The sequence below is a fragment of the Flavobacterium sp. Arc3 genome (assembly GCF_041431375.1).
GTDB lineage: Bacteria > Bacteroidota > Bacteroidia > Flavobacteriales > Flavobacteriaceae > Flavobacterium.
This window is the reverse complement of the sequence record NZ_JASMRI010000001.1, coordinates 42532-57660: the sequence shown is the minus strand read 5'-3', so window position 1 is coordinate 57660 and position 15129 is coordinate 42532. Positions and strand designations below refer to the sequence as shown.

Below are 15129 nucleotides of genomic sequence, written 5' to 3'. Positions count from 1 at the left end.
TTTTTACGGGTTCCCGTAATTGAATCGTTTTATTGCAAAAAGAACTACGAACCAATTGCTATGAATTCTTATTTTAATTTTAATGCAAGGTTTTTGATAGCTTCACTAACCTTTTTTTGGACCACTTTTCCATAACTTTCCTGAGTGATTGTCATGTTTGAATGACCTAGTAGTTCTGAAACGATTTCCATGGGAACATCATTGTATAGTAAAACTGTTGAAGCAAATGTTTTCCTGGCTGTGTGGTGTGTGATTCTTTTATCGATTTCTGTTATAGATGCAATCTCTTTTAAATAAGCATTGAATTTCTGATTACTTATAGCAGGGAATACGGAATTACTATCTATTAAATATTTATCGATAATCTCTTGTGCTTTTGGCAGTATTGGAATGGATATTTGGCGTTGTGTTTTTTCTCGTTTCATTTGGATCCAATTCATGTTATCAAAACCGATTTGGATATTTTTTATTTTAAGATGCGCCATTTCATTGTAAGCTAATCCTGTGTAGCAACAGAAAATGAATAAGTCACGGATTATCTTCAATCTTTCTGGAGTAAATGTGGACCCTTCAATGATTTGGAGTTCTTCTGTAGTAAGGAAAATAACCTCTTTATGGACCTTTTTCGATTTATATAGTATAAATGGGTCTCTATCTAAATAACCTTCTGAAATAGCTTGTTTGATAGGTGTTCTAAACCTTTGAATAATTTTGTTGATAGTGATTTGCTTTATGCTCTTCTCTGTCTTTAAATAGTAGTCAAAATCATCTATAAACCGCAAGCTTAATTCCTTTAAAGGATAGTCTGATTTTTTAAAGTTCCACTTGATAAAAGCTTCTAAATGGTTGCCAACATAAACGAATTTTTCATAGGTATTTTGTTTTATTTCTATTCCAACTAGTTTCTGTATTCTTGAAACATATTTTCTGTAACAAGACAATATATATTCTTCCTTTCTAATTGGTATTCCTTTGTATTCATTAAAGATATTATCTAGTTTACATGGAATTCCCTGAAGTTGAAATACCAAAACAATATTGTACATCTTGACTTGAATACGCTCTAATTGAGCATTTATATATTTGTGGTTTGGCTCTAGTATTGTTACTTTTTGAAGTTTGCTTTCCCAATATTTTGGGTTTACAAGAAGCCCAGTATTTAATTGTTTTCGTTCTTTGTTTAATGTTATTCTACAATTTACTGGACATAGTCCTCTTTGATTGGTTCTTGCTGCATTTATTATAAACAGAATTGTGGTTTTTTCGTGGTGCATGTTTCAATTGATTTAAATAAGTAGTTTAGCTACTCAAATTTAAACTTATAGGAAACTATTTACAGCTATTAAACGCATAATCTAAGAATAAAAAATATCATGCAGTTTGTTGATTATGGAATTGTCTATGCTAGGAGGTATCATCATTAAAAACGCTATAGTTAGTTTTTAAAAGTGAGTAGGTAGGTACTCGTCGAAGAAGAGTACCACGGGGGATTTTATTATTAAATAGCCTCTACTGTTTTCGTCTTTATTAGAATTGCTAAATATCACTAAAAGTGGGTATTGTGAGATCTTTTTTATTTGGGTTATTTTGGGAGAATATTCTTAGTAATATCAACCTAATATTTAACCTAAACTAAATTTAATGAAAAAACCATCACCATCTAGATCAATTATGAAATTTAAAAATGTTTTGTTCTTACTAATCCTTTTTATATCCGTTGTAGTAAATGCACAGTCTAAACAAGTTTTTGAGAATCCCGAGCTGAAGACAATAATAAGTACACATAAAGTTGTCGCTATTATGCCTTATAGGACTAGTATAACATATAAGAGACAGCCAAAAAATTTTAGCGCTGAAGCTAATCGTGATCAAGAAAAAAGTATGTCTAAATCAATCCAGTCAAGTATGTATACCTTCTTGTTGAGAAAGGCTAAGAATTATAACGTAAGCTTTCAGGATGTGGATAAAACTAATATTTTATTAAAGAAAGCGGGAATGCTTGACAAACTTGACGAGTTCACAAATGATGAGATTGCAAAAGTGCTTGGTGTTGATGCTATTATAGGAGGAGTTTTTGAAACAGAACAGACGAAGTCTGAGGCTGGTGCAATTGCATCTGCTATATTATTCGGAGGATTCGGAGGAAAAACAGGAACAGGTACTTTAACAATGACTCTTAACAATGGTTCAGATGGAGAATTGTTATGGAGATTTTTCAAAACGATGGATCAAGGAATTATGGCTTCGACAGATGATATAGTAGAGAGTATGATGCGTAAAGTATCAAGAAACTTTCCTTATGCTATATAAGGTTAAAAGATGGATTTAAAAGATTGTAATTAATGTGATTGCAATTTTCAATATCAGAGGGATGAAAAATTAATTTTCATCCCTCTTTTTATTTTATATAATATGTTGGGGCAGTACTAGAGTTAATTGACTGAATTTAAATTTCCATTTCTAATATAAGTTCAAAAACATTTTCCATTGTAGGATAAAAACAGGAATAGAAAGTCAGCTATTGTTGTTTCAGGGCTATTTAATCAACTGAAGACGAATAAGCAAAGTTTTTAATGGGTTTGAGCGTAAGTTTAAGTCACTAGGGGAAATAAACTACACGAAAGGATTCGAGGGTAGCGGGGTTTATAAATATGAAAGCCTAAGTCGTGAGACTACGGATAGCTGGCACTATTAAGCAGCATTGTTTTCTAAGCAAGCTATCCACCTTATTTAGAAAAAAAACTCCGAAGTGAGGACATAGCGCAGAGCTTGGGGAACTTCATTATTTCTCGTTACGTGCACGAGCTTGTTGAGGAGCAGTGGTCTACCGTGTAGTTGCTAATTGGAATGGGGACGGAATGCAATTCCGCGCGAACGGCTATTGTCAAGTGACTATTCGCTCGTAATTGAATAGGAGACGTCCGGCTTTTCAGGCAGGAAGTAGTATCTTTGCTGCAAGAAAACTGCTTGCAGAAATACTGTAAATTGAACACCGTAAATTGAACACTGAATTTTGTACGCAATACTTGACATCGAAACTACCGGAGGGGAATTTAATAAAGAAGGGATTACCGAAATCGCCATTTATAAATATGATGGTCACCAAATTGTGGATCAATTTATTAGTTTGATCAATCCTGAAATCCCGATTCAGCCTTTTGTGGTACAATTAACCGGGATAAATAATGAGATGTTACAGAGCGCTCCAAAATTTTTTGAAGTGGCTAAACGCATTATTGAAATGACCAAGGATTGTGTTTTGGTAGCACACAATGCCAGTTTTGATTATCGAATTCTTCGCACTGAATTTCTCCGTTTGGGATATGATTTTAATCAAAAAACACTTTGCACGGTAGAATTATCCAAAAGATTATTGCCCAAACAAGCTTCCTACAGTTTAGGTAAATTAGTTCGTGCTTTGGGAATTCCTATCGTAGACCGACACCGTGCGAGTGGCGATGCGTTGGCCACCCTGAAGTTGTTTAAACTATTTTTGGATACGGATCTCAATAATGAAATAGTAGAAGAGCACATCAAATTTGAAGGCCAAAAAGGAATTGCTCCCAAATTGAAGAACATTTTAGAAAGTGCGCCTTCCACTACGGGCGTTTATTACATGCACAACCAAAAAGGGAAGTTGATTTATGTTGGCAAAAGCAACAACATTAATAAACGAATCAAGCAGCATTTTACAGGAAATTCCACCAAATGCAAGAAAATTCAAACTGACGTTTTTGCCTTAACTTATTATGAAACCGGAAGTGAACTCATTGCTTTATTGAAAGAAAGCGAAGAGATAAAAATCAACAAACCCATCTACAATCGTGCGCAAAGAAAGAGTATTTTTCAGTTTGTACTGTACGCTGAGAAAGATGAAAATGGCTATTTGAATTTAAAATTGCAAAAAGCAGATGGTCAAAAAAAAGAAATTACCTCCTTTGCTTCCCTGCAAGAAGCCAAAAATGGGCTGTTTAGCATAACATCGCACTACCGTTTGTGCCAAAAATTTACAGGCTTATACCAAACAAAAAAGGAATGTTTTCAATATCAAATAAAAGAATGTGATGGCGCCTGCATTGGCTCTGTTTTACCTAAAGAATACAATGAAAGAGTTCAAAAATTTATTGATAAAAGCAGTTTCGAAGCGGATAGTATGATACTCCATGACAGAGGGAGGAATACTAGTGAACTCAGCGCAGTTTTGATTGAAAACGGGATTTACAAGGGTTACGCTTTTTATGATTTGAACTCCCCAATTTCCCGGATCGAAAACCTAAAAAACATACTTATACCCATGCAGAACAATCGCGATGCGCGAAATATTATTCAAAGTTATTTACGAAAAGGCAAATTGATGAAAATTGTGAATTTCTGATTTTTGAACTTTATTCATCTCCTGATTGAATGGGACGGCATACAATGCCGGGTGAACGCTAGACGGTATTATTCTGGATGGGGTTTAAAATAAAACTCAAGTCCCGCGGCTCCAACGGGAAATGACACGAGCGTAGCGCCTGAGGAAGTAAATTCGACGAAGTTAATTTATTTAGATGTAATTGAAATGAATTATCATTCCTTCTCGTTTTGTTTTAAAAAAACTTTGCCCGGATATTTCACAGCATAAGAAAGGATTAAATCCACAATGTATTGGTTGCTTTTGTAGGGAGTGACATGATCCTTTATCTCTGAGGGATCCGTAAAACCAATATCCGAAGCGATATATCCCATGCCATAAAAGTGACCGTTTTCAACCCAAATGCAACTGCGTTCTTCAGCAGTTCTGCCTTTGTCTATAATGGCAAAGCTTGGCCTGTTTTTTACTAAAAAAGCAATGGCATTTTCGACTTGCTCGTTGTGTTGTTCCACTGCGGGTAAATTGTCCCGATCCGGTCTTGGGATGAATTCTCCGTGGTCGTCCATGCCGTAGTTACAGAATCTGTTATCAATGCCAAATTGTTCGGCCAGGCTGCGCAATACATTGATGCCTTTATACAAGCTATTGAAAGATTCAATACCCGCCTGAAATTTTTCCAGTTTTCCAATTGCTAAATACCGATATCCATTACGGGCTTCATACTCATAAAGTCCATATTTAGGGTCAAAGCGTTTGAGTGCCCTGTTGTAGGTGGGCCAGAGCTTTTTAATTTCAGTACATTCCAGCAACAGCGCCATTAATTCGGTAGCACATATTTCAAAGGAAATACTGTGTATTTCTCTCAGGAAATTTTGCCTTTGTGGCGTGATATTATGTCCACTGAAATGGGAGGCCACCCGTTTTTTTACGTTGATAGCCTTTCCTACGTAAATGACTTTCCTTGTTTGATCGTAAAAATAATACACCCCTACTTTTTCAGGTAACTGCTCAAAATCAGCAGGCGGTAGGTTAGGTGGTAAGCGCTTGTCTTGTGCCGTCTTTTTTATCATTTTTGCGATTACGCCTTCGACGTCCCATTCCAGCAAACGTGAAAACAATATGGCTGTGGCATCCGCATCACCACCGGCACGGTGTTGGTTTATCAAAGGGATATCTAGCGAGTGGCAAAGTCTTCCCAAGCTGTACGAACCCAATCCCGATTTAATCTTTCTTGCGGCGCGAACGGTACACAATTTTGGCGCAGTCCATTTAAATCCGCTTGCTTCGAGTTGATGGCGAACAAATGAATAATCAAAGTTGACATTATGTGCAACGAAAATGCGTCCGGTAAGCATTTCTAAAACCTTTTCAGAAATAGCATCAAAAATAGGTGCATCACGTACCATTTCATTGTTAATGCCTGTAAGCGAAAAAATGGCAAGCGGTATTTCCTTTTCTGGGTTGACGAGGGTTTCCCAGCGGTCGATTATGTTAGTTCCGTTATGGATAATAATGGCAATTTCTGTAATGCGACTGCCGCTGGCATTTCCGCCTGTGGTTTCTATATCTACTATTGCGTATTCCTGTTTTTTCATTTGTTATATAACGTGAACTGTATTGTTATTCTTGTGCAAAATTTTAAAAAAGCGCTGCTGCCTTTCCCTAAAAGAGTCAAAAGCTCTTTTTTTTGCGGCCAGCTCCATTTTATGCCTTGGCAGGTTAATTTCATGTTCCTGTTGATGCGGTGCCGATGGATTATGTTACATCTTTCAATGATTGCAGCCACCAGTAATCAAAGTGATGCCGTCCAGTTTTGAATTCCCCTGTCTATGGTAGGATACAAAAAAAGTATCCAAATCCATCTGTACAAATGCTCTTTCCATCTTCTTTTCTTTTTTATACGTTACAAAATTAGTACAGATGATAACAAATTTTATTGTATTTGTTGTTATAAATTATAACAAAATAGCTGTGTTTTTATTTTTAGATAACATCAGTTTAAGTGTATTACTTTAAAACTATAGTACTTTTTCTATAAATGAATTAAAACAATACAGCAGTATTGTGTTATGTTTTTCCTTTGGAAATTTTTAATACATATTATTATTGATTTGCTATTAATAGTCTTTATACTAGTGCATATAAGTAAAGGTCAAATAATCTTCTGGCACTCATTAAATGATAGCTATTTCCCTGGGAAGTTTTGAATCCGTTCTTATTTAACGGCTCGGTAATTTCAGTTAAATTACTTCACTACTTTTTTCTTGATATAAAAATGAAAACAAAAAAAGGACTAGTGTGATTGAACCTGAGGTCTGGTTACGTATTGTTCACATTATTAGGGTGATAACTTAGTGTTTTATTTAATTTCCTCACTCTATTTCCTCACTAAGTGAGGAATGAATTTCAATAAAAAACCCTTAAACAATTGATGTTTAAGGGTTTGTGTGTAGCGAGAACGAGATTTGAACTCGTGACCTCAGGGTTATGAAAATTGAAATGTTACTTTTATTAATTTGTAAAGTGCTGATTATTAGGTATTATTTTTTTACTATAAATTGGTTTATGTCGTATTTTTTAATTTTCCTCACTCTTTTTCCTCACTTTTAATCCTTTCTAATGTTTAGTGATTAATTTGCTTTGATCTCTAAATTCACTTGGTGTAAATCCCATTTTTCTTTTAAAAGTTCTATTAAAATTCGAAATATTGTTGAATCCACTATCATAGCAAATTTCTTTTATAGACTGTTCGGACTCAAATAATAACCTCGCTGCGAAACCTAAGCGCAAATCCGTAATGTAATCTGAAAAAGATGTATTTGTACATTTTTTGAAATAATGACTAAAAGCTGATTCGGTCATATTTACGAGATTAGCGACATCTTTTAATTGGATTTTATTCTGGAGATTTTCTTTGATATAATCATTTACTTTTTCTATTCTTTGACTTTCAGGAAAACTATAGTAATCAACATAGGAATGTGAAGCTAAAATTTTTGTGTTTTTAGCAATGGATAGATCATGTAAAATAGACAAAAAGTTCAATAAAGAATCAAAATCTTGTGAATCTGACAACTGTACTATTTTATGTTTTAATGCTTCAATTGTCTCTTTTGAGAAAGCGACACCTCTTTTGGATCGTTCAAACAACTCTCTTATTGGAATAGCTAATTTTCTGTTTAATGTTTTTTCAGGAAATAAATCTTCATGAAATTGAATTGTAATAACATGTGCTTCATTATTATCTTTAATTCCGGTCCATAAATGAGGGGTGTTAGGACCAACTAAAACTAGATCACAATCAGAATAATCTACTACAGAATCGCCTACAATTCTTTTGCCTGATGAGTTTAAAACTAAATTTAATTCCATCTCTGGATGAAAATGCAATGGAAAATCAAATTTAGCATTTGTGTGATTTAAAATAATAAAAAAATCATTATCAGATATTGGAACTAGCTCTCTTAATATATTTCGTTTTTTATTCATAATAGTACTATTTATAATTCAGCTGTATATAAGTATTATTAATCAAAAATAAGAGTTATTTTTTTATTATAGCTATTTTTAAGAGCTATAAAAAACAGTTTATTTATTTATGGTATTTATTTAAAATTAAAATATCATCATTTATTCATTAAAGTATCTGTATTTAATCGTATTTACAAAATTGATAGGAAAAGGAATTAGTTAATTTGTACTGAAGCTAATAACTAATTTTTAACCAAATAAACAAATGAAAAAAAAATGTACAAAAAGTATACTTTTTTGTATTCTGTTAGTTACCACAATAACTACTTATAGTCAGAATATAATAAAAGGTACCGTTACAGATCAAAATGGTCTAAGTATACCAGGAGCAAATATTGCTGTTATTGGTACTACAAATGCTGTTTCTACAAATTTTGATGGAAAATACGAAATTAATGTCCCTTCAAATTCAATCTTATCTTTTTCTTATTTGGGTTTTGATACTCAAAAAATTCCTGTTTCAGGAAAAGCAATCATTAATGTTGTTTTACAATCATTATCTGAAAATTTAAAAGAAATTGTTGTAATAGGATATGGCTCAGTTAAAAGAGCAGATCTCACAGGGTCAGTAAGCACAATCAAGACGAAAGCTTTAGAGGATATTCCTGCTAATTCAGTCGAACAAGTCTTGCAAGGAAGGGTTGCGGGTTTGCAAGTGACCACATCTCAGGATCCTGGTTCTTCATCAACAGTACGAATTAGAGGCGGAAGTTCTTTACGAGGCTCTAATTCACCTTTAGTTGTTGTAGATGGTTTTCCTTTGGGGGATGCGGGTGATTTAAAACAAATTAATGTTGCTGACATTGAAAAGGTAGATGTTTTAAAAGACGCTTCAGCTTCAGCTATTTATGGATCTAGAGGGGCAAATGGAGTAATTATTGTCACCACTAAGTCTGCAAAAAAAGGGAAAACAGAAATTTTTGTTCAGCAGCAATCAACAGTGTCTCAATTTAATTCAGAACTTAATTTATGGAGAGATCCTGTGTTAATGGCTCAATTAAGTAATGAAGGAAGAGTGAATGCTGGTTTACAACCTATTTATATAGGAGCGCAAAATGCGAATGGGGTATACTACCCATCGATTAATGAGTTGCAATCAGGTGCTTGGCCTTATTCTACTAGATGGGATGATTATGCTTTTAATAATAATCCAATATCAAATAGTACTGTGATGAGTATCAATAGTGGGACTGATAAAACGAGTTTTAATCTCACGGGGAATTATTATACAGAAAATGGGGTTAATAAAGAAGACAACTATACAAAAGGAGGCTATAACCTTCGTGTAAAACACGATGTGTATGATAATCTAACCATTAGGTTTTCTAATATATTAAGTAAAGGTACAAGGAATAATAATAGTGGATTAGCGTATTGGAGAAACCCTATTTTTCCTGTTTATGGTGCTGATGGAGATTATTATTTAATTGGGAATAATGATTATAGTCATCCAGTCGCAATTACAAATTTGCGTCAAAATGAAACTAAAACCACTGATATAATTACATCCGCGGCAATAGAATGGCAAGCTATACCTTCTTTAAAATTAACTACTCGATTAAATTACAAATATGGTTCGTCTATAAATGATAAATATTTCCCTAATATTTATACAGAAGCAGGAACTTTTAATAATGGAGCAGGTTATATTAATAATTGGCAAGGAGAAAACTTTGTTTCTGAAACTTTTGCCAACTACAATAAGACTATAAATAAACATGAATTTGGAATAACAGGTGGTTATACTTATGAAAGTTATGTCTCTAGAAGTTCAAGTCTAGGTGCATTTGATTTTGTTAACGAAACATTAGGAAATGAAAATATGAGTGCGGGAAACCCTGAACGTAATACTATTTCTAATAGTAAGACACAAACAAAATTAGTTTCAGGAATATTCCGAATAAATTATACTTATTCTGATAAATACCTAATGACTATAACAGGTCGTTCTGATGGATCTTCAAAATTTGGTAAGAACAATCAGTGGGCATTTTTTCCTTCTGGAGCATTAAGTTGGAAAGCACATAATGAAGAATTTATAAAAAATTTAAACGTTTTTGACGAATTAAAATTCCGATTAAGTTATGGTATTTCTGGTAATCAAGGAATTAGTCCTTACCAAACACTTAGTCGTTATGGTGTAAGTCAATATTACGATAATGGTAGCTGGGTTTCTGCTATTGGTCCAGGATATCAGGTTGGTACAACAGGGCAAGATGGTATTGAAGTGCTTTGGGGAGGAATTCCGAATCCTGATTTAAAATGGGAAACTACAGCTCAAAGTGATTTTGGAGTAGATATGTCAATTTTAAAAGACCGTTTACACATTGTTTTCGATTACTATAGTAAACATACAAATGATTTATTGCGTGAAAGAATTTTGACTCCATCATCAGGATATGACAGAATTTGGGTAAACGATGGTGAACTTACCAATAAAGGTTTTGAGGTTAGTCTGGATGGAGAAATTTTCAAAAATAAGGATTGGACACTTAATGCGTCCGTTGTTTATTCTAAAAATAAAAATGAAATCGTAAGCTTAGGATCTGTAACGCAGTCTGGATTAAATGTTGACCCTAATACCGGAATGCAATACGAATATTCAGGAAACAGCCTAGAACAATTTAGACAATTCCCCAATTTATTAGCCATTGGGCAACCAGTAAATGTTTTCTACGGATACAAAGTAAATGGAATTGTTCAGAATTTGCAAGAAGGAATTAATACAGGTTTAGATGGACAATTGGCACAGGCCGGAGAATTTAAATATGTTGATATTAATGGAGATGGAGTTGTAGATACAAAAGATCAAACCATAATTGGAAACCCAAACCCTGATTTTATGGCGAGTTTTAACCTAAGTGTAAAATACAAACAGTTTGATTTCAGCGCGTTTTTAAATGGAGTTTTCGGACAGGACGTATTAGATACACAGGCATTTAATCAACCAAGTAATGCACCGCTTCGCTGGACCCTTGACAACCCAACTAATGATTATCCTAGCTTAAGAGATGGTAGGACCGTGAAATTTTCTGACTGGTGGATTAAAGATGGTTCATTTGTTAGAATTCAGAATATTACTTTAGGCTATACTTTAAAACCTGTTAAAAGTGCAATTCAAAGTTTACGCTTATATGTAAATGCAAATAATGTGTACACATTTACAAAATTTGATGGTTATGACCCTGAAGTAGGCTCCGATGGTATTTATTGGGGTGGTTATCCTAGACTTAGTAAATTGACATTTGGATTAAACTTAACTTTTTAAAAAACCACTATGAAAACAAGATATAAAATAGCAACAATGGCTCTTATAATGAGTGTCTTTGCTTGTGACTTAAATGAAGAACCTTATGGGTTTTACTCTGAAGAAAATTTTTACAAAACAGCTTCAGATGCTGAATCAGCTGTAGATTATGCATACGATGCTTTAACATTTTTAGAATATTCTCGTGCTATATTTTTTGTTGGTGATCTTCCAACAGAAGAGTTTGGACCAAAAGGAGATGAATCTATTGATAATCAAAACTTAGATAAATGGGTTGTAGGTAGTTTTAGCACAAACATAATGTTAGCGAAGTACTTTAAATATGGATACATCGCTATAAACCGAGCCAATGCTGTAATAAAAAATGTTCCTGATGGAAAATTTGAACAAGATTTAAAAGATAAATATCTTGGAGAAGCTTATTTTTTAAGAGCTTGGAACTATTTTAATTTGGTTAAAGTTTTTGGAAAAGTGCCTATGCATACTTCTCTTGTAGAAACTGTAAGTCAAACTGCAGCTCCAATGGCAAAAGACTTAGATGAGGTTTATGATTTTATAATTGCAGATGCAGAAAAAGCAGTAGCATTATTGAAAGTGAATCAGGCATTAGGCCGAGCCGATAAAGTGGCAGCTCAAGCTTTATTAGCAAAAGTATATCTTTTTATCGCCTCAGCCAAAGAACATAATGTTCCATTATATAGTGATATGAACAAAGATGTGAATACTATGTATCAATTGGCAGCAAAATATGCAAGTGATGTTATTACAGGTCAAAGTGTTTATGGTTTTGAGAATAATTTAGTAAGTATATATGATGTTGACAAACCACTGGGTAGAGAAAATATATTTTTACTTTCTATGGATAGAACAGGTGCTAGTGAAGGAGATTATTCTAAAATTTCTAAGCTATTCATTCCTTATATAGATGGTGCTACTATCTATTTGAAAAACCCAGATAATACTTATACAAAGTCGCATGATGGATGGAGCGTTTTCCAAACGCAAACAAACTTTTATAACAGCTTTGATAATTCAGACAAAAGGAAAACAGAGTTAATGGTTACAACCACCTATGATGCTTCTGGAGTGGTTTCTGCACAATATCCTAGTAAAATTGTTTACCCTTTTACACGTAAATATATTGATCCCAATTTTATTGGAGACAAAACGAGTACTAAACCATTTTTGATTCGTTTTAGCGAGGTAGCACTTACGTATGCTGAAGCTGCTGGTCCAACAACTGAATCATATACTTTAATCAATCAAATTAGAAACAGAGCTGGTTTAGGAAATTTAACTCCAGGTTTAAGTATTGAAAACTTCAGATTAGCAGTATGGAATGAACGTGCTTGGGAATTAGCTTTTGAAGGAAATCGCCTGTATGATTTGCGTCGTTTCAACAAAGTTACACAAGTTGTCCCTGAAGCAGCTGGAATTACTGCAGAACAAGCAGCATTCTATCCAATTCCTCAGACTGAAATTGATTTAAATACAGGTCTATAATTTTAAAAAAAAACTAATTATGAAAAAAATATTATATGCCCTGTTAGCAGTTATTGTTATGACTCAGTCGGGTTGCCAAAAAGATCCATTAGAAGATATCGTGGATGGAAATTGGAATAATGAACGTAATATATTGAGTATTAAATTTGAAAACCAGGTAGGGGACGCTAAAGTGCTTCGAACTGATGATGAAACTGGAATAATAAATCTTGCTATAAATGTAGATGCTGTTCCTAACCTGAGCAATATTGTATTAAAAGAAATGGTGTTGTCATACGGAGCGAAAGCAACTGTAAAAACAGGGGAATCATTAAATTTTGAAAATGCTGAAAACAGTGCTGAGATTACCGTTACATCGCCAACAGGTAAATCTAGAGAATACAAGGTTGTTGCTAGTTCTTTTAGAGAATCATTAGTTGGAACTTACGATATTGACAATCTAGTAATTTATGGAGGTACTGGACCTGAATATGGCGGAGCAGCAGTGTTAGATCTTACATCAAAACCTTGGATTTGGCCTTCAAACGATGGTCCTGAAAAAGAATTAGACAATACATTAGTATTTGAAATGACAGGTATTACTGAGACAGGAAATACTTATGGAACTGTAACTAATAATGCAGGAACTGATGGAAAATACGCAAACTTTCTTTACGTAGGTACTCCCCAAACGGATGTAAATAATTTTTATAGAAAAATACCCAAAGGTGAAGGAACTTGGTCTAGAGATTATACTACAGGAACTATTACTTTTAATTTCGCTGATGGAACCAAATCTATTGGAACTTTTGAAAATGCTGGTAAGGAAGATTTAGGTAACGGAAAAACAAAAAACATAGCTAATAATGCTTTTGCTTTTAATTTAAACGGAATCGATGCTTGGGATAAAATTTATTCTGATTATGATAAATTCGTAAAAAAACCAAGAAGATATTGGATTGAAGTTACTAAACAGTAGTGAGTATAAAAACTGTAATAATTAATTTCATGAGAAAAACAATATTTATAACATTCGCATTATTTTGGTTGATAGTCACGGTAATTAGTTGCTCCGCATTGACCGAGGCAACTGTTGCTGTTGATAGCAAAACCATTATTAATGAAAATTACATAGGAAACGGCGTTCAATGGGACCCCTACCAATTGGATTACGGCGATAAACAATTAAAAATTTCATCAGAGGACTGGACAAAGTTATATTCTCGCCTTGATTTTATGAAACCACAATTCATGAGAGTAATGATCAATACCGTTTCATTAATAGAAAACGACTCAGTAAACAAGGCTAAAAATTATGAAGATATTGCTCCTATTCTTGAATATTGTCAATCACGTAATGTAAAAGTTGTACTTGGAGATTGGGGAGATAAGATGGTTAATAGTAAAAGCAACACTATTTCTGAACATAATTTAAGATTTGCTGCAGAGTATCTTGACTTTTTAGTGACCGAAAAAGGGTTTAATTGCATTAAATATTACATAATGATTAATGAGCCAAATGGTTTTTGGTCAGCTACAGATGAAAATTATGAGCTTTGGAAAAATGCAACGCAATATTTTTCAACGCAATTAAAAGTACTAAGTCTTAATAAAAAGGTTTCTTTAATGGGGCCTGATATTGCCATTTGGAAAACTGATAAAGTAGACTGGATTACAAACTCAGTTCGAGATTTCGATCCGTCAATTGGAGTTTATGATATTCATACCTATCCATCAAAAATCACGGTGAATTCTGGAGAATATTCATCAATTCTAAAAGCTTACAGAGATGCTGTTCCTGTCAATAAGCCAATTGTTATGGGAGAAATCGGATTCAAATTTGTAGAAAAAGAAGATGAAGCTTTAATGCATGAAAATATCGAAAGAGCAAAAGCGAAACCATACGCTTCAGTAGATGACTCTCAGATGTTTGTTTATGATTATGTGTATGGAACCGATATGGCTGATGCACTTATTCAAACGGTAAATACGGGGTATTCAGGATCAATAGCTTGGATGTTAGATGATGCTATGCATTCGAAAGAACAAAAAAACAAATTAAAAGTATGGGGGTTTTGGAATATTCTGGGTGATGAATATTTCGAAAAAAAAGAGGAAGTAGTACGTCCATGGTTTTATGCGTGGTCATTATTGACAAAATATATGCCATCGGGAAGTCAAGTGTATAAAGTAACTGTAACAGGAAATTCTAAAGTAAAAGCTATTGCTATAACAAAGGGAGATAAATACATGATAGCAATGGTTAATGTGTCTTTAAAAAAGAAAAATATTTCTTTAACCTCTTCAGAATTACCAATCCTCAACAACATGAAAAAATTTATTTATGCCAAAGGAAAATTGATTCTTGAAGGGGATCATATACTACTTCCAGCAAAGAAAGGCATACAACTGAATTTCAAAAAAGACATTAGAGAAACTATACCAGCTGAGGGACTTATTGTATTAACAAACTTTGAATATTAATTAATACTAA

9 protein-coding genes are annotated in these 15129 nt (G+C 33.6%); 6 read left to right on the top strand and 3 right to left on the bottom strand.

Going from position 1 to position 15129, the window contains the following annotated elements; genetic code table 11:
* Nucleotides 1-68 precede the first annotated feature (68 nt).
* Nucleotides 69-1274, bottom strand: coding sequence for a tyrosine-type recombinase/integrase (locus QO200_RS00195; RefSeq protein WP_371535097.1), 1206 nt, complete (start codon nucleotides 1272-1274; stop codon nucleotides 69-71).
* Nucleotides 1275-1641: 367 nt separating this feature from the next.
* On the opposite strand from QO200_RS00195, the gene QO200_RS00190 reads away from it, so the two are divergent.
* Both QO200_RS00190 and QO200_RS00185 read left to right on the top strand, forming a co-directional pair.
* A complete protein-coding gene (locus QO200_RS00190; protein WP_371535096.1) occupies nucleotides 1642-2310 on the top strand; it encodes a hypothetical protein in 669 nt (222 codons plus the stop codon).
* A 703-nt stretch (nucleotides 2311-3013) separates the two neighbouring features.
* A complete protein-coding gene (locus QO200_RS00185) occupies nucleotides 3014-4375 on the top strand; it encodes an exonuclease domain-containing protein (protein ID WP_371535095.1) in 1362 nt (453 codons plus the stop codon).
* Nucleotides 4376-4569: 194 nt separating this feature from the next.
* Here QO200_RS00185 and QO200_RS00180 read toward each other — a convergent pair whose 3' ends face one another.
* Together QO200_RS00180 and QO200_RS00175 are read right to left on the bottom strand one after the other, a co-directional pair.
* The gene (locus QO200_RS00180) at nucleotides 4570-5949 is read right to left on the bottom strand and encodes an exonuclease domain-containing protein (protein WP_371535094.1); all 1380 of its coding nucleotides are present in this window, start codon (nucleotides 5947-5949) and stop codon (nucleotides 4570-4572) included.
* Nucleotides 5950-6970: 1021 nt separating this feature from the next.
* Nucleotides 6971-7843, bottom strand: coding sequence for an AraC family transcriptional regulator (locus QO200_RS00175; RefSeq protein ID WP_371535092.1), 873 nt, complete (start codon nucleotides 7841-7843; stop codon nucleotides 6971-6973).
* Nucleotides 7844-8090: 247 nt separating this feature from the next.
* Between QO200_RS00175 and QO200_RS00170 the strand changes: the two genes are divergently transcribed.
* The 4 genes from QO200_RS00170 to QO200_RS00155 are packed head-to-tail and all read left to right on the top strand — an operon-like array spanning nucleotide 8091 to nucleotide 15119.
* On the top strand, nucleotides 8091-11153 hold the full coding sequence (locus QO200_RS00170; protein ID WP_371535091.1) for a SusC/RagA family TonB-linked outer membrane protein: 3063 nt from the start codon (nucleotides 8091-8093) through the stop codon (nucleotides 11151-11153).
* A gap of 9 nt (nucleotides 11154-11162) precedes the next feature.
* A complete protein-coding gene (locus QO200_RS00165) occupies nucleotides 11163-12656 on the top strand; it encodes a RagB/SusD family nutrient uptake outer membrane protein (RefSeq protein WP_371535090.1) in 1494 nt (497 codons plus the stop codon).
* Between the two features lie 19 nt (nucleotides 12657-12675).
* Nucleotides 12676-13614 carry a hypothetical protein gene (locus tag QO200_RS00160; protein ID WP_371535089.1) on the top strand — a complete coding sequence of 313 codons (939 nt, stop codon included), beginning with the start codon at nucleotides 12676-12678 and terminating at the stop codon, nucleotides 13612-13614.
* A 29-nt stretch (nucleotides 13615-13643) separates the two neighbouring features.
* Complete coding sequence (locus QO200_RS00155) at nucleotides 13644-15119, top strand: hypothetical protein (protein WP_371535088.1); 1476 nt, start codon at nucleotides 13644-13646, stop codon at nucleotides 15117-15119.
* The last annotated feature ends 10 nt before the right edge of the window (nucleotides 15120-15129 follow it).